14 protein-coding genes are annotated in these 17,791 nt (G+C 46.0%); all 14 read right to left on the reverse strand.

Annotated elements, in window-relative coordinates; translation table 11 throughout:
• Nucleotides 1–488 precede the first annotated feature (488 nt).
• Complete coding sequence (locus KCTCHS21_RS27710) at nucleotides 489–4,676, reverse strand: S-layer homology domain-containing protein (RefSeq protein ID WP_130615477.1); 4,188 nt, start codon at nucleotides 4,674–4,676, stop codon at nucleotides 489–491.
• Between the two features lie 163 nt (nucleotides 4,677–4,839).
• Complete coding sequence (locus tag KCTCHS21_RS27715) at nucleotides 4,840–5,985, reverse strand: glycosyltransferase family 4 protein (RefSeq protein WP_232057987.1); 1,146 nt, start codon at nucleotides 5,983–5,985, stop codon at nucleotides 4,840–4,842.
• Between the two features lie 121 nt (nucleotides 5,986–6,106).
• Entirely contained in the window at nucleotides 6,107–6,877 is a 771-nt protein-coding gene (locus KCTCHS21_RS27720) for a WecB/TagA/CpsF family glycosyltransferase (RefSeq protein ID WP_232057988.1), read from the reverse strand.
• Nucleotides 6,878–6,939: 62 nt separating this feature from the next.
• Nucleotides 6,940–8,073 (reverse strand): polysaccharide pyruvyl transferase CsaB, encoded by a 1,134-nt coding sequence (gene csaB / locus KCTCHS21_RS27725; protein ID WP_130615479.1) that lies wholly within the window; start codon nucleotides 8,071–8,073, stop codon nucleotides 6,940–6,942.
• 131 nt (nucleotides 8,074–8,204) lie between these two features.
• Nucleotides 8,205–10,163, reverse strand: a complete 1,959-nt coding sequence (locus KCTCHS21_RS27730) for a DUF5693 family protein (protein ID WP_408621823.1) — start codon at nucleotides 10,161–10,163, stop codon at nucleotides 8,205–8,207.
• A 112-nt stretch (nucleotides 10,164–10,275) separates the two neighbouring features.
• Nucleotides 10,276–11,979, reverse strand: a complete 1,704-nt coding sequence (locus tag KCTCHS21_RS27735; protein ID WP_130615484.1) for a phospho-sugar mutase — start codon at nucleotides 11,977–11,979, stop codon at nucleotides 10,276–10,278.
• A 23-nt stretch (nucleotides 11,980–12,002) separates the two neighbouring features.
• Complete coding sequence (gene fabZ, locus KCTCHS21_RS27740; protein ID WP_130615486.1) at nucleotides 12,003–12,440, reverse strand: 3-hydroxyacyl-ACP dehydratase FabZ; 438 nt, start codon at nucleotides 12,438–12,440, stop codon at nucleotides 12,003–12,005.
• A 158-nt stretch (nucleotides 12,441–12,598) separates the two neighbouring features.
• Nucleotides 12,599–13,111 carry a CDP-diacylglycerol--glycerol-3-phosphate 3-phosphatidyltransferase gene (gene pgsA / locus KCTCHS21_RS27745; RefSeq protein ID WP_130615489.1) on the reverse strand — a complete coding sequence of 171 codons (513 nt, stop codon included), beginning with the start codon at nucleotides 13,109–13,111 and terminating at the stop codon, nucleotides 12,599–12,601.
• A 120-nt stretch (nucleotides 13,112–13,231) separates the two neighbouring features.
• Nucleotides 13,232–13,468: a DNA-directed RNA polymerase subunit beta gene (locus KCTCHS21_RS27750; protein WP_232057989.1), complete on the reverse strand. Its 237-nt coding sequence runs from the start codon at nucleotides 13,466–13,468 to the stop codon at nucleotides 13,232–13,234.
• Nucleotides 13,469–13,536: 68 nt separating this feature from the next.
• Nucleotides 13,537–14,379: a flagellar hook-basal body protein gene (locus KCTCHS21_RS27755; protein ID WP_130615491.1), complete on the reverse strand. Its 843-nt coding sequence runs from the start codon at nucleotides 14,377–14,379 to the stop codon at nucleotides 13,537–13,539.
• A 25-nt stretch (nucleotides 14,380–14,404) separates the two neighbouring features.
• Nucleotides 14,405–15,271 (reverse strand): flagellar hook-basal body protein, encoded by an 867-nt coding sequence (locus KCTCHS21_RS27760; RefSeq protein WP_130615493.1) that lies wholly within the window; start codon nucleotides 15,269–15,271, stop codon nucleotides 14,405–14,407.
• 29 nt (nucleotides 15,272–15,300) lie between these two features.
• A complete protein-coding gene (mreB, locus tag KCTCHS21_RS27765) occupies nucleotides 15,301–16,299 on the reverse strand; it encodes a rod shape-determining protein MreB (protein ID WP_130615495.1) in 999 nt (332 codons plus the stop codon).
• Between the two features lie 106 nt (nucleotides 16,300–16,405).
• Complete coding sequence (spoIIID, locus tag KCTCHS21_RS27770) at nucleotides 16,406–16,693, reverse strand: sporulation transcriptional regulator SpoIIID (RefSeq protein ID WP_115993949.1); 288 nt, start codon at nucleotides 16,691–16,693, stop codon at nucleotides 16,406–16,408.
• Nucleotides 16,694–16,977: 284 nt separating this feature from the next.
• Entirely contained in the window at nucleotides 16,978–17,718 is a 741-nt protein-coding gene (locus KCTCHS21_RS27775) for a M23 family metallopeptidase (RefSeq protein ID WP_130615497.1), read from the reverse strand.
• Nucleotides 17,719–17,791 lie beyond the last annotated feature (73 nt).

Below are 17,791 nucleotides of genomic sequence, written 5' to 3' on the forward strand. Positions count from 1 at the left end.
GGTGTTTCACCCCCTTCCTTGAGTAGAGCATTGTCTATAATTGATGTCTGACGGCATGCCTAATGGTAGATCATGTCGCAGAAACTTGTAATCAAAAGAATAGAATCGAAAACCAAGCCAAAGTACGCAGGGAAAAATATGCCACTTTCCCCATTATACATGAGTCGCTTGTGTAGCGTAAAGAACATTTTCATAGAGAGCTAATAAAGATTAGTACTAGAGACCCTCTTGAATGTCTCATCATGTTAAACGCACGACGCGGAGAAAAGTTGCGGATTAAATCAAATTCGTCTAACTTTTTTTAACCTCATTACCTACAACTGAATCGAATTCATTATGTAAGGTCGCTTGGCTTCTCTAGTATAGCTTGGACGAGAGACTACGTCATTGGTAAATCATTTCCTATAGAACCAAGTTGAAGCATATAGATAGCGAGGCACCTTCCCCATATTAGATGGGTGAAGATGCCCGCTTGACCAAGCTTATCTTTAATTAATCTTTGGTAGGCGTTTCTTATCTGCAAGCATTCTAGCTACTAGGATTGCTGAATCCGAGCGAAGCAGGTTTGACTTAGGCTCGAATACAAAGCCTTTCTTAGCATTCTCAGGATCTACTTGAGTACCTAAGATAAAGCCTTTCTTAGATACTGCCAATACGGCAGCACGAGCGTAGAAGTCAATCTGTGCATAGTCCTTGAATTGCTTCTGCAATGCAGCATCAATTTTTTTGGCATCTGTATCTAATTTCAAATTCAGTGTACGGGCTATAATGACAGCTGCCTGTTCTCTGGAGAGAGCTGCATTAGGCTCGAATGATCTCGGTGTTGTTCCTTTAATGAGACCTTGGCGGGCCGCTGTCTCTACATAACGGAAATCCCATAAACCATCAGGATTAATCGTGTACGGCACATCATCATAGTGCGATTTACTCAGCTCATAATTCAACGGAATATCAATAGCTTTAACCATCATCCGTGCAAACTCCCCACGAGATGTATAGATATCTGCTCCAAATTGGTCGTAACTAACCGGATTCATGATACCTTTAGCATAAATAGCTTCTAAATAGTTCTTAGCATATGGATGCTGTGTAATGTCGTAGAAGGAGTATGCCATCTTAGAAACGACATAATATCCAAATTGTGTGAACGGAACCTTGATCGTGTGTTTCTTCGTATCGACTACTCCACCGAGATTCTCCCAATACTTGTTCTTCACATCGTAACGTAGCACTGTAATGATTGTACCTACATTATCACGCATATTCTCATCGTATTTCAATTCAAGCGTGCCAATCTTGGAGGTTACCAGCTCGCGGTTATCTGGACGATTGTCATAGGTCGGAATATCAGTCCCACCAGGCCCTTTGGCACCTGGGAATTGATAAGGATCCACACCCATCTTTAATGGATCGAAGGTTGTTGTAGACGGATCATCCGCAAGTCCCGCGTCAATCCAGAATACCGGACTTGATTTAATGAAATGAGTTGGGAATGAAACATTAAATCTTGTCCCGAAGCTCTGCAGGATTAAGTCAAAGTTAGCTGGCAGAGTCTCATACTCATGACGATCTACCACACCATCTTCCGGGTTTGCAATGGCGAACATCAATTTGTGGCCATCAAATATTTGATTTTTCAAATTCTGCGGCACATTAAAATCTTGACGGATCAACGAAGTACCTTTAGGGAAATTAAGGCTTAAGCTACCATCAAATTGCTTATGAGAGCTCTTCATTGTTTCTAAGTAACCCGCACCTGGAATATTCGTCGGTACGTATTTGATTAGAATGCTGTCTTTTGTAACATCTTTACCATTTGAAATAATCAGATCAATCTTGTTGTCCTTACCCGGCTTCAAGCCCGTAACAAAAGCGCGATACGCATTCGGATAATCTATTGTTCCGTCGTTGTTGGTGTCGAAATCAATTTTTTCCATCTTGAAAGCCTTGAGATCTCCGCCGGTAACCAGAACCTTATCAGCTCCTGGTGCAGCAATAACAACCTCGATAAAATTCTGATTCACAATTCTCTTCTCCGGTAAAATCGGGCGCAGCACCTTGTAAGGGATTGAGGTCGGATCGACTTCTAAACGGAAGCTCGCACGCGGCCCTGTTTCGCCACTGTTGTAGACGAAGAAGTTATAAATTTTAGAGCTTCCATCTGCATTCAATTGCTGGTCCTTCAAAATGAAGGAAAAGGATTGAAGATTCATGTTGTACTGAACGGCTAGATTGCCGGTATTCGAAGTAGAAGATGTTGCCGGTATTGTCCCAACAACCTTGCCGTCCTGCAGTAACTGAATAGCATCAGTCAAATTCCAGCGTATATCATTACTTCCAGGCGTACTGACTTTCAAAATATAATTGACCGCTGTTCCTGAATCACGCATGCTATCTACCTTATTACGAACAACTTGTTCAGTTGTACCGAGATCTAAGAAACCAAAGGTTCCGAAAATGTTCATTTCTGATAGCGTTGTTGTATAAATACTACCGCGAATCGGAAAGCTTGGATCGTTCGGCAGAGGAGCATCCTTGTATTGCGTTCCATAAGGGAACACACCTGATGTTCCAGGCGCAGGTATTACCGGCAAGTTCGTTGGAATGACACTTACCTTGATTTCTTTCTGATAATAATCTGTTTCCGTCTGATACACAATTTTAATTTTATTCTCACCGGAATAGAACTTCTTATAAACATCTGTAAGACTTATTTGGCCTGCGGCTGTTCCTATATTTAACTTGAAGTCACTCACGTTGGTACCTTGGGTTAAAGGAACGAGAGTGTTGTTGATATATAAGAATACCGTCTGATTTAATGTAACATTATTACCAGAAGTCACTGGCACGTATCTTATTTTACTAGTATTCGGGATATTCTTGAACGATCCCGCAAGGTCGCCCAGCTTATTAGTAATAACTTCAATAGCCTGAACCGTATCAGTTTCTGTTGTATCCACTTTAATTATCATACCATCGACAGCTTTATCGTAATTGGCAAAAGGACCATACAGAAGATTTACTTTTACCGGCTTAACTACAGAAGATGCAGTACCTCCAGTCATCGTGAAATCGATAGTCTGAGTGCCTGTTACTGGCATCTTACTGAATTCATATACTACACGGTAAAAGGTCTTAGTCACCCCGTTGACCATCTTAGTAACGGTAGTTACATCAGTACCTTTGATGTTTACCCTCTTATACTCAAACGGCTTAGGATCAATATATTTATATTCGTTATTCGCTACATCGCGAATTGTCGGAACACTAATCGGACTATCATTGATACCATAATTAGTCGGATTACCAATCAGCACCTCAACCGCAAACGGCATAGCGAAGATGTTAGAGCCAGCTAATGCCCCACCCGTGATGTTCTCGTAATTCGTACCATTATACGATTGGAGATAATTGATCTCATAAATATATGGCTTTGTGCCGTTCTGCAATGTAAATCCAAGGGAGCTAGTTCCCTCTAGTGTAGGTGTAACATTGAGATGCTTATTCACTTCGTTGTCGGACATTAGTTGCAGGTTATATTGCTTGTCATCAACAAGAGCTCCACTCGCTGCTAGCACACTATTGTCCAATTTAAAGGAATAGACAAAGAACTTGTCTGTTTTAGAGGTTAACGGATCAATTGTAGCATAAACAGATCCAATTACGGATGATGTTCCACCCGTGAGTGTATAGTTTACTTTAACGAGCTTCGTGCCTGTTGGGTCAGACCCTGTACTAGGCAATGATGGATCCGGATGGGGCTGAAGGGCACCGCCGACTACATCCGCATATTCGGAATTCGGAACAATAACTTTACCTGTTACTTGCACTTTACTGGAATCTGTATAGTTATAGTTCGGATAGTACTCAAGCGGGGACCCACCTGAGCCCTCATTAACATTTACATCGTAATAAGTGACGCTGCCGTTGTAGAAAGCGATCTCACGTGTCGTCTCAAGCGTCTGGGAGTTGTTCTTCACTCGAATTGTTACGAGGTTCTTCCCCTTTTTCAAGTTCACCGGAGATGCAACGAAGCTGTTATTGTTGCTTGGGTTAACATTGTACGTCTTACTGTTACCGTTAACGATAATCGTCACGCTCTGAGCGTTCGGCGCATTACCGGTAATGCTGATATCGTAGTTGCTGCGTCCTTTGGATGCATTCGAATAGACGACAGTTGTGTTACTATCGTTAACAGGGAATGCCTGTCCATCGATCTGGGCCAACAAGTTATAGAATACAGGTCCATTGCGGTAATCAATATAGAAGGTGTCTGCAACCTCTCCTCCACCTTGAAGACCTTTGAACGTGATTCTATTTTTACCAGGAAACAGCTCTAAATTAAAAACAGTAATAGCATTGCCTTCATTGTAAACATTACTTGTTTGATCCACTTTGGAATTACCGATGATGTCATCGGATGGATCTTCATTTCCTTTGTCGTCAATAATCTGAAATACGCTGTAAGAAATCGTAGAAGCGTTGATGTTGTTAATTGAACCTTGAAGAGTAACCCGTGCATCCGTCGTAATTCGAGGTGCTTGAGGGTCAGTACTTTCACTTGGAAAAATAAAGCTTCCGTTGCCTACAGCCGCATTAGCAACTGGTGCTTGAGCGGGGAACAACTGAAGTAGCAGTGCTACTACTAGAATTACGGCACTGAATTTTCTAAACACAATGAGTTCCTCCTTACGTGTCTTCCCGGCATTATGGGTGTACCTCTGTTATCGGACACGAGGGGAGGAATATTTAGGCGAAAACGATAAAAAATCCCCGAATCTCATAAGAGACCGGGGATTTATTGAAGGTATGAGAAAATATTAATGTAAATATGAAGTGCTATTTCCCCCGAGAATCAGTCTGCGGCTTCATCCGTAATCGAGCTAGCAAGTCGAGAACAGGGCGACGGGATTGATCTACAATTCCGATAAGCTCTGCGCCAATCTGCAGCAAGAACACGAGAGCACAGATAACAATGAAGGTTATCCAGTTACCTAAGCCCGAATTCGAGACAGAGGACTGAACGATCGCACATGTGCCGAAGAAAGCTGCAATCCCATAAATAATGAGCACAGTCTTACGATGGCTGAAGCCGAGCTGCTGCAAGCAATGATGCAGATGCCCTTTGTCCGGTGCAAAGATCGGTTTCTTGTGCACCCAGCGACGGATTATCGCGAAAAAGGTATCCGATAACGGAACCCCGATAATAAGTAACGGTGTTACGAAAGAGACAACTGTAACTTGCTTAAATCCGAGCATGGACAACGTCGCCAAGGCGAAGCCGAGAAACAGCGAGCCCGAGTCACCCATGAATATTTTCGCGGGATGGAAATTAAAGAATAAGAAGCCTCCAATAGAGCCAAGCAAAACAGCTGATAGGATAATAATGGCCTCATTGCTCATTATAATACCCATAACAAGTAGCGTAGCGACTGCGATACCGGACACACCAGCTGCTAGCCCGTCCAAACCATCAATCAAGTTGATCGCATTAGTTACCCCTACAATCCATAAGATCGTAAGCGGAATACTAAGCCATTCACCCAAAGGCTGCATCGCCGAGCCGAATGGAATGTTAAGCAAATCAATTTTGATATTATATCCAAATACAACAATACACGCTGCGCCAATCTGTACGAGCAATTTGAGCTTAGCTGACAGATCGAACTTGTCATCAAGCGCACCCAGCACTACAATTAGCGTTCCCCCTACAAGTAGAGCGCTAATCAAATTGCGGTCGTAAGTACTGAGCATATCAGCAGGTACCCAAGGCAATATAAGTAGCAATCCCACTGTGAAGGCGCCATAGATAGCAACTCCACCCAAACGGGGCATTATTCTCGTGTGAACTTTACGATGATTCGGCACATCAATTGCGCCAATTCGAATTGCCAATTTCTTTACGAGTGGTGTAAAACCAAGCGCAAGCGCCATTGCAGCGATGAATGAAATAAGTCCAATTCCGAGCATCCAGCCAGACATCATCTACAACTCCCCTTTTTATGTACCGGAATGAATTATACTCCGATCACAAGGACTTCAACAAGGTGATAATTCTGTCGTTTTCCGCCATTTTTAACGATTTAGCTTGTAATCATGAAAGTTTTCATGATGGATTGTTATGTTTCAGGACTTTTTCTCCGTCTTTAATCACTTTGAGAGCAAATCGAGGTAATACCAGCATTCTCCTGAACCGTGTAGGCTCCTGAAGTAGCCTATAAAACCATTCCATGCCCAGCTTGCGAAATAGTGCCGGGGCACGCTTAAGCTTACCAGACACAACGTCAAAGCTGCCTCCTACACCCATTACAACAGGGACGCCGAGTTGATCTTGATATTTCTCAATCCAAGGCTCCTGATTCATCGTAGAACGGGCAACAAACAACAAATCTGGTTTAGCCGCTCTTACTAGCTCGACGACCTCTCCATCTTCTTTATCTGTAAAATAACCATCTCTGTGACCGACGAACCGCATTCCCGGAAATTGCTTTTGCAATTTATCGTGTGCGGCCTTAATGATGTCAGGCGAAGCACCAAGCATATACACGCTCCAGCCCCGTTTATCTCCTTCTCGTAGCAATTCATGCATGAGATCGAAGCCAGCGACACGCTCTTGGACCGGCTGCTTAAGGCGACGAGCCGCCCATACAACGCCTGAGCCATCAGGAACGACGAGATCAGCCGTGGACAAAGTGTGGTGGAATGACGGATTGTCCAGTCCGACCATAAGCATAATTGGATTTCCCGTTATTACCCGTTGTGGACGACGAGACTCAATGGCTTGTGCAAGATAGCCGACAGTTTCCTTCATATTCATCTTGGAAAACGGTACGCCATACAAGGAAACCGTTGGGTACGGCTTCGTTTTGGACTTCAATTGGGTCACTCTCCAGCAGTTTGGTTTGTATGTCTACAAGCAATATCAGAATATTACTTATACTAAGTACGTATGTGAGCAATGATTTGTTGCGAAGGACGGGTAGCTTCCTGCTTAAGGCGCTGAATTGTAGCTCCGCAGGATTGCTGCCACTGCTCGGGATTGCTCAATATTTCAATAGCTTGCTGCGCCAAAAATTCTGGATCGAGTGATTCCGTTGTGCCGACTGCACGTTGATCCAGCCGATGCAGGAACTGATCGATCTTGGGATCGTACGAGAGGCCGAGCAGCGGAACCTCTTGATTCGCCGCATAGATAAGCGAATGCAGGCGCATCCCGATGAGCAACGCGCATCGGCCAACCTCCCGCAGCATCAGCTGCGGGTCATCGTGCGCCGGGGCCAGCTCCGCTGAGACCCCGGAGCCCGCTAGCCGTTCCATCACATAGCGCGACGCATCCTCGTCCGCGCCTTGATGGAACGGCAGGAAGCGCAGCCGGACGGCATAGCGTCCGGCCAGCGCTTCAAGCGCTGCAGCCGCGCGGTCCAGGTCCGCGCGGTCGCTGCGCCAGAACCTGACGGACACGCCCACCACAGGTGGTGTGTCCTGAACAGCCCCAGCGGCGCCGACAGGCGCCGCTTCTCCCTCACCCTCAGTTCCGCCAACCTGATCACCCTCCGGCAAGCCCATCACAGGATCGGGCACAACCTCTATGTGACCTGGAGGCACGCCATAACGCCGCAGCAGCATGGCCGACTCCTCATCACGCACCGACACATAAGCAGCCTTCTTAAAAACTCTTGCAATAAAAGGCTGGAAAATTTTGCGATGAACCGGCCCGATTCCTTGTGCATACACGAACGTTGGTTTACCACACCAGCGAGCCAACGCCATGATACCTAAGTAATACGGAATGGAGCCAAGCCCCGTTGCATCCTGAAGCAGGCTGCCCCCTCCGCTAATAAGTCCATCACTGTTCTTGAGCGCTTTACGCACTTCACCAAGCTTCGTCCGATGGACTGCCTCAACGCCGTACTGCCGCTTCGTCCACTCAGGATCGCCCGACAGTACAATTGGAATGACTGTAACGCCGACAGCTGTTGCGGCTTCTTCGAGCGCGGTTAGGATGCTTTTAAGCACCGCTTCGTCCCCGCTATTGCGGAAGCCATAATATCCCGACAGGACAAGACGATACACCTCTCCGCCTTCTCCTGATCTATTGTTACCGCGATTTCCGATTTTCTTCCGCCCCTTTAACGTTACCGAGCAGCGTTAGTCTCTGCAGAATAACATTTCCTATCGTATAATCCCATGGGTTAAGGCTTGTTTTAGACCGCTTGTCCAGCGCCCTTAACCCATCTTGACCATAGCTTCTCGCCAATTTGCCACACCGCAATAATAACTAATCCGAGCAATACCCCGATACCTAGTCCGAGGAAAATCCGAATGAGTGACAACAGGAGCGGCGTATGAATGTGTGCGAACGTGTCGACCATTGATAGCTGCGCGATTGTTCCAGCAATGAGTAACACCATAGCCCAACGATAGCGGAGCGCTAGGAAGATCCCTGCAAAGAACAGCGGATGTCCCAGTAGAAACTCCTTCGTACGAGGTCGCACGCCGAAAGTATTTTCGAGTAATGAACGGAATTGTAGCTCCAGACCCGACACTTGACCTGCATTACCCGTTCTTGTCATATAGTACAAGCCTGCCGCACCGAGAATACCAATACCTACAATCCACAACACTGTAAGTGGCATGGATAGAATTCTCTTTGTATTCCCTAGAACCGTATCTCCGGAGCCGTACAAGAATACATACAGCGCAACCAAACCAATCGGTAGAATGTGTAACAAGCTCACACCCCGGAATTGCTGCAAGACCAAGCTATAAGTAATATGGTTAAGCAGCGCAACGATAAATGGAATAGCTGCTAAAGATAAAATTGTCGTTCTTACGAGTAGGAGTATAGCCCCCCCTAATCGACGCATTGGTGATATCGGCTGAGCCTCCGTACCTTCACGAAGTACCCGAATCCTTTTAATTAGCAATACTACGGAAGCAGTTGGTGCAGCTATAGCTGCTGCCAAAGCTAACATTTGTACCATTAGCGTTGGGCTTAGAACATGTAGACCAGCCCCTCCAATTACTCCAGCCACAAAAACAGGCAATAGAAGTGCTGGAATGAACAAACCAATCATTAATGCTACAAGCGCTATAGCACCAAGCATCGCAAGTCCTCGCAGCAACGTTTCTTGAGGAGCTTTATGAACCTCGAAAGCCTTAGGCTCTCCTATCTTAAACCCGAAATTGTTTAGCTGCTTCACAGCGCCTACAGAATCTTCTTCATCTCCCTGTAGAACTTCGACAATGTCTTTCATTGGATTAGTAACTTGTCCTTTAGTTCCATCCTTGACCGTTATCGCATTTAAGTAGAGCAAACGAATATTGCGATCCTTAACCGCCAATACGAGTCGGTCCTCCAGCACAGGGTTTTTAATAATCGTCATTTCCGCTTCCCCAACCGAATGCGCTCTAATCGCATTATACTTCAGTAGGTTGGCTAGCTTAGACATCCCCTTCTGCGGAGTCTTCAGGTTCTCGAATATAGCTACGCCAATACCATTTTCATTAAGGTCGTCAGCAAAGCGCTGCACGCCGCCAAACTTAAGACCTTTACCGAATCCAGTAACGGCTTCACCGTCGAACAGAACACGAGTTACCCCAAATTCCTTAAACGATTTCAACCACTTGGCAATCTCGTCTGGGTCATAAGGAGTAAACCGATCCGATATTCGAGGAATAATTAGAAAGCCTTGATCCTTCAGCATTTTCATAGATAGTGGATTCGGCTGCATCGCACGAATATAGGCATCTTCATAACCCATGTTTAAACGCAAGCCAGTATGATCCTTAATCGACCAATTCGTTACCTCTGCACCATGGTGACGGAATGCCCACTCAATGATCGGACGAATGACCTTCTCATTTTCGGGACGGTTAAATACCACATATGTACCATTATCCTCTGGAGGTGATACACGATCCTCTAACAATGCCGCTTGAGTGGCGTTGTATACGTTAATTTCCCCTGCCCAAGAAAGCTCCTCTAAGGTGCTTTCAAAAACAGCCATGGCATTTACTCCCGCACCCTTCAGCAGCTTAAGCTGCTCCTGCACATATTGATTCGGATTAGGCTGAGAGCTACTAACCTGCAGTAAGTCACGGTAGTCCATTACAATCGCTACATTATCAGCTGATGTTTCAGTTTGCACCCTCGCATACATAACAGGTAGTGCAGCAACGACACCAAGCAAAACAACATACCAAAGCCAACGAGCAAATCTTGCATTCCATGTATTCAACCACTGGGGCACAACGGTCACTCCTTCATTTTAACTAAGCTAACGAATCCACACGGGCCATTACGACGTCAGCTAGCTGCTTCAAGGAAGCCGTCGCTCCATCTAGTCCAGTTCCACGTACCGCAAAATAAATCTTAATCTTCGGCTCTGTCCCCGATGGACGCAAGCAGAACCATGAGCCGTCAGCAAGTAGAAATTTCAGTACATTTTCCACAGGCAGCCCATCTAGACCCTTCCCATAATCAAGCACCTGGGTGATGGCTACACCTGCAATTTCTTCTGGAGGCTTCGTGCGCCAATCGTCCATAATTGCACCGATTTGGGCGACGCCATCCTTACCTTTAAGCGTCCGTGACTCCAGCTTTTCCAAATAAGTGCCGTGCTTGGCATAAAGCTCTAGCAGAACATCATATAAAGTCTTGCCCTGCGATTTGTAATACGCTGCAGCTTCACAGATAAGGAGCGCGGCTACTACAGCATCCTTGTCCCGCGCATACGTTCCAGCTAAATAACCATAGCTCTCCTCATAACCGAAGAGGAAGGTATGAGAGCCCGTTGCTTCGAACTGCGACATTTTTTCTCCAATATATTTGAAGCCCGTCAGAGTACTAAACACCTCACAGCCATAAGAAGAAGCAATGTCTGCTCCCATCTCACTCGTTACAATTGTTTTAATGACAGCACCATTTACAGGCAGCTTGCCCTGAGCTTTTAAATTCGATAGCAAATAGTTAACCATCAAGGCACCCGATTGATTGCCCGTCAGAACGACGAAGTCACCTTTATCGTCCTTGACTACGGCTCCCATTCTATCACAGTCCGGATCGGTGCCTACAATAATGTCAGCATCCGTTTCTTTAGCTAGTTTAATGGCCAGCGTGAACGCCTCTTGCTCCTCTGGATTAGGAGATTTGACCGTTGGAAACAGCCCATTAGGCTGCTCCTGCTCCCAGACGACATTTACATTAGTAAAGCCCGCTTGAGCTAGCACACGCTGAATAGGCAGGTTCCCAGCACCGTGTAGAGGCGTGAAGACAACACCCAAGGCTGCTCCCGCTCCCTCTTTAATAAGGTCTGGCTGAACAGTCTGAGCGACTATAGTATCAACAAACCGTTGATCGTCTTCATCACCTAGCCAGCAGAGTAACCCTTGGGCTTCCGCCTCCGCTTGAGTCAGGCGCTTCACTTCGTCGAAAGATGTGATATCTCTAATTTGACCAATAACCTGCTCCGCTTGATGAGGGACTAGCTGTCCTCCATCCGCTCCATATACTTTATAACCGTTATATTCAGGTGGATTATGGCTTGCCGTTACAACAATTCCTCCGGTAGCCTTCAAGTCTCTTACCGCGAAGGATAACTGAGGTGTTGGGCGTAAGGAACGGAACAAATAAGTACGAATACCATTTGCCGCTAACACACACGCCGCTTCAAGAGAGTAAACATCAGAATTGTTGCGGGAATCATGAGCAATGACAACTGATGGAGAAGAGCTCTCTCCTAATAAAAAATGAGCAAAGCCTTGCGTTGCCTTACCGATTACGTAACGGTTCATACGGTTCGTTCCGGCACCCATTACACCGCGCAAACCACCGGTTCCAAATTCAAGATCGCGATAGAAGCGATCTTCGATTTCACCCGTTTCGCCTTGAATACTACGCAATTCCTCTTTTGTTTGTTCATCTATGTCAGGATCATTTAACCAAGCTTCATATAGGAGTTGAGGATTTACAGCCATCGTTATCTCTCCCTCTCTTTTCTTTAGGCTTTAGATGGATCGGACAAAGCAAACATAAGCTCGCCTTCAGCAACAACAGTATCTCCTACACGCGCTGTGCCCCGACCTTTGCCGATTGGGCCTTTCAAACGTGTTACTTCAAGCTCTAATATTAAAGTGTCACCAGGCTTAACCTGTCCACGGAAACGGAAACCGTCAATGCCCGCAAAAAAACCAAGCTTACCTTTGTTTTCTTCGAGCGCAAGCATGGCCACTGTGCCTACCTGTGCTAGCGCCTCTACGATAAGGACGCCCGGCATCACTGGATATCCTGGGAAGTGCCCTACGAAGTGAGGCTCGTTCATAGTGACATTCTTGAGCCCCACAGCGCGTTTACCTGGTTCAAGCTCTAAAATACGATCGATTAAGAGAAACGGGGGGCGGTGGGGAATTAATTCTTGTATTTGTACAATGTCCAACATGGTAGGTATCCTCCAATTTAACTGTATAATTTATTTCCAAATAGCAAATCATACATTCATCCCTGATGCGAGCTGCAGTCGCGAAGGTTGATATAAGAGAGCTTGCCGTCGCCCGCAGATCTTCAAAGCCGGCGGCGGGCTCTTTTGTGGAGCGCAGCTTAAGTAGTTGTTTGGTTTATACTTTTGAATTTCATGAAATAAATAACCGAAGTCAAGAAGGATAAAACAATACCACACCAAAACACGGTTACTCCTCCACGCAATTCAAGGAACAAAAGTAGTATAGCTACATAGTACAATATTGTTGTTACTTTACCGAATAGGTTTGCAGGCACGGTTTTTAATCCACGGAAATGATAGATAGCTGAACCAATGATCATGACTAATTCCCTAAAAGCCATAACCAGAAATGCGGATAGGGGAAGGACACTCTTGATTAGTAGCGCCACTACGACAGCTAGCATCATAAGCTTGTCTGCAAGTGGATCAAGCATGCTGCCAGTAACCGTAACCTGCCCGCTCTTACGTGCAATGTAACCATCTAGAAAGTCGGTTAACCCTGCAACAAGTACAATGGATAAAGCAGTAATCGTTTGATCGTTGAAATAAAAAAATAAAAATAAGGGGATTAATACAAAACGGGACATTGTAAGCATATTAGGTACGTTCATTCCCTGTACTCCCCCGTTCTCTAAAGTTCCCCATCATTATAACGCTCACCCCTAAAAATGAAAACTCCCCGAGCAGAAGCCGGAGAGTTTCTGTCCCGGTTGCAAGGCGCAGGCCAGGCATCAGCCGCCCTCCGCGAACACGAGATCATACATATGCTTCCATGTACTGGAATCAAATACGTCCGCCAAGGGCTTGTCCCCTAGAATGACGTATCCTACTGCCAATCCAATTATTAAAGCCGAGATACATAGAACAGGAATAATTAATATTTTTATACTCATCCAAATAACACGAGCAACGATCCTTCCAGAGGAGGTTCTGTTACCTTGGTCATTTGAACGGGGGGTTGCTGTCATGAAGATTTCGTCTCCTTCATCGCACAACATGGCGGAGGTTTATTACACCCATTATCCGCCATCAACACTTATCCGCGCAAGTTATTAGCCATTCCCATCATTTGTTCACTTGATGTTAGAGCCCTTGCACTTAGCTGATAAGCACGCTGTACCATCATCAAATCAGTCATTTCGTCCGCCATGCTAACATTGGATTGCTCCACGAAGCCTTGATGAACAGATATACCGGACCCACCATTAGGACCAGCGACTATGTCACGCACTACATCTGTCGCATTAACATTTGAAGGTATACCGAACATATTGTCAGAGACAGCCTGTAGCAGCTCAGAGTTAGTAACCTCTACTAGCTTCAGTCTGCCCAAATTAATTGGTGTCGTACCTTCTTGTCCAACCGCTGTCAACGTCCCATCAGCAGCAACACTTAAATCGTAGCCAGCTGGAACGCGGATAAAGCCCTCTCCCGCTCCTGTACTTCCGACAACTTGCTGTCCTGTGTTCGTAACGAGTATCCGGTCGCCATTCTTATCTGGCATCAGCTGGAATGGACCGTGACGAGTAAATGCCCGTGGTCCATTAATGTCCCCGGCTGTACGTACCTCGAACAATCCATTGCCTTCGATTGCCACATCGGTCATGTTGCCTGTTTCTAGAAGAGAGCCTTGAGACATATCCGTCTGCATCGAGGCTAATCTTGCTCCCCAGCCTTGGGTAAAACCAAGCGGTGTACGACGTCCAGGCTGATTAAAATCCTCAATATGAGGATTAAGGCTTGTCATAATATCTTCAAAGACCGCTGTTTTACGTTTGTAACCGACAGTATTAGAATTCGCAATATTGTCCGCAAGCATATCCAGCTTTTGTTGAAGGGCGCCCATGGATACGGACGCAGTAATCATGGAGTTGTTCACTTAGACGTTCCTCCTATTGGGGTTGTTAAACTCGACCAACTTCATTAACGGCTTTCTCCAAGCTACGATCATAGGTCTGAATGACTTTCTGATTTGCTTCATATGCGCGAAGAGCAGCCATAATATCAATTGAGGATTGGGCAGCATCCACATTGGATCGTTCCAGATAGCCTTGACGAACTTCAACTCTTTCATCATCAGCTATTTGTTCAATACCCGCCGGGTCGCCCGCATAACGAAACATCCCATTCCCTTCTCTAATGAGCAGGTTAGGATTATCTACTCGCATGATGCGTAGCTGAGGCGCGCCTTGAAGCGGTAACCCGCTGTTTGCATCTACCAGTCTGCCGTTTGCAGTTACACCAACCTGTTCCCAAGGAACGTTCACCGTAATCGGATTGCCGTTCACCCCAACAACCTCGTAGCCGTCTGAAGTTAATAACGTCCCGTCTGGAGCTGTCTTAAAGCTCCCGTCCCTCGTATATTGCTCTTCACCTGTTGGCGATAATACAGAGAAGAAAGCCTGAGGCTTATAGGTTACATCGCCATTCTCGTCAACAGATTTTCCTGACGCATTAAACACGGTACCATCAACTAGCAAGTCGGAAACAAGAGCCAAATCCTGGGACCGATAGGTTTGTTGTAAATCCCCTTGGCCCATCTGCAGCAAATTTTCTTCAGCAAATACGCCTGTACTTAGCTTGCCAAGTGTACCCGCGGAAGGATTTGATCCTCCTTGCGCAGCGATGAGCATATCAGGAAAGGATCGGGAAACTACACTACTGCTCTTAAAGCCTGGCGTATTCATATTGGCGATATTGTTCGTAATCGTATCATGACGTCGTTGTTGGGCGAGCATCGCCGATGCAGCTGAATATAAACCTCTTAACATGGAGCTTCCTCCCAGTTGGTCACTCTAATTTATCTAATCTTGCGAGTCATTTTGTCGAGATGTTCAAGCATGATTCCTGTTCCTTTAACGACGCAATGCATAGGATCCTCAGCGATTAGCACAGGCACTTTAATCTCATCTGAAAGCAAAGCATCCAGTCCATCCAGAAGCGCGCCACCACCAGTAAGAATAACTCCACGGTCGATAATATCCGCAGACAATTCTGGTGGTGTACGCTCCAATACAGTTTTAGCTGACGCTACTATGGACATGACAGGCTCCCACAAAGCTTCGCGTACTTCATCAGAGTGAATAGTTACCGTTAGTGGTAGGCCGGTAACCATGTCTCTACCGCGAATATCCATCTCTTCTCTACGACCGCCGAGGTATACGGTTCCAATCTTTATTTTGATATCCTCGCTCGTTCGTTCACCGATTAACAGCTTATATTTATTTTTTATGTATCTCATAATTGCAGCATCGAACTTGTCCCCTGCAACCTTAAGAGAAGAGGCGGTTACGACGTCGCCCATAGAAAGAACAGCAACATCCGTCGTACCTCCGCCTATATCTACTACCATATTCCCGCTTGGCTGGAAAATATCCATTCCCGCGCCGATTGCAGCCGCCTTAGCCTCTTCCTCAAGAAATACTTCTTTGGCTCCGCTTCGTTCGGCTGCTTCACGGATTGCTTTCTGTTCCACAGATGTTATGTTCGTAGGAGCGCAGATCAGAATACGTGGACGACTGTACCAGTTCCTGCCTCCAACCCTTTGAATGAATGCCTTAAGCATCATATCCGTCACTTCAAAGTCCGCAATAACACCGTCCCTAAGAGGACGAATTGCGATAATATTGCCTGGAGTACGCCCGACCATGCGATGAGCTTCCTCACCGACAGCAAGCACCCTGCGAGTGTCACTTTCAATAGCGACGACAGATGGCTCGTCGAGGACAACTCCCTTGCCTTTCACGTGAATAGATACATTCGCTGTACCTAGATCGATGCCAATGTCTTTGCTAAACATGCGTCTATTATCCCTCACCAAATATGGATTGTCTGCAATTGTAATAGTATAATATTCGCCGCTTCTGCTGCAAATCCTTCTTTTTTTCTCGACATTATTAGTAAAATTATGCCTTACCCACTGTCATAACTTCCCGTTTTTTAATCGTTGTCTTCTTATACTTGATTTTGGTCGCTTCTCCCCCCCTTAGGTGCCGGATTGACTTATGATATTCAAGAATGTGCTTAACCTGGTCTGCTAAGTCCGGATTTATTTCCGGTAGACGCTCAGTCAGGTCTTTATGCACCGTGCTTTTGGAGACGCCGAATTCTTTGGCTATCGTACGCACCGTATTGCGCGTCTCCACAATGCTTCGGCCAATCTTGATCGTGCGTTCCTTAATGTAATCGTGCACGCTCCCGCCTCCCTGCTGAAATAGATTGGTACAGTATATGAGGGGCGCGGTCACTTATTCTAGGTTGCCAAGCCTGACAAGCTAGGAAAGTCCATTTTATGACGCTTTTTATAGGACTAACAGCATTCCACGTGCATCTTTAGCCCTAATAAAAAAGACGAGAAGGAATTCTCCTTCCGCCTTTGGGACAGGTACTTCCCTCCACTTGGCTCATGTATGCAAAAGAAATAGGGTGATTCTACTGCATCGTCTGCAATAAAATCACCCTATATTCTTTCAGCCTCTTACTTCGCCGATTTAATCAGCCCAGCAGGATTAACTGATGTCCCATTTTTAAGAATCTCGAAGTGTACATGTACGCCTTCTTGTGGCTCTAACTCACTTTGTCCAGCAGTTGCGATTTTAGCGCCTTGCTTAACCTCGTCACCAACCTGGACCTTCAAGTCAGTTAAGCTTTGGTAGACAGTAACCAAACCGTTCGAGTGCTCAATCTGCACTTCATACCCATTTGTAGGCGTTTGGCTGGCAACCTTCACTTTACCGCTTAAAGCAGCTAGTACATCGAACGATTTTGAATCTTTACGAGCCAAGTCGGTAGCCATGTGCGGTTTGAACGTGTTCTCGAACTCGACAGTAGCAGCTTCACGCTGTTCCAAGGACGCCGTTTCATCATAGAACGGCACGATTGGAGTCATATCCTCAATCTTGTCTACCGGCCAACGAACAGCTTCTCCGTTAGCAATTACTGCAGAGGCTTCCGGGGATGTTTTCCCGTTTACTGCTGTTTCGCTTTCGACACCCGTCAGACCAGGAACGGCTTGCTGCGGATCTTTCTGACCCGTTCCCGAATTCAGCCAGAGAATCGTTACGATAATTGCTGCCGCGGCCATGTAAGCTGCAGGGAATACCCAGCGCTTGGAAAGAAACTTTTTCCATCCGGTAGGCCTGACAGCGGGAGACGATCCCGCAACTGACTTGTGAGACTCTTCGATTTTTCTTGGTGTTTTGTTGTTTCCATCATTCATTATTATCATCACCTCAGTAAGCCATTGTTACCAGGTGAGAGAGTTTTATACCTGTTTACGATGAAAGATTACA

Origin of the sequence: Cohnella abietis (assembly GCF_004295585.1) — a bacterium.
GTDB lineage: Bacteria > Bacillota > Bacilli > Paenibacillales > Paenibacillaceae > Cohnella > Cohnella abietis.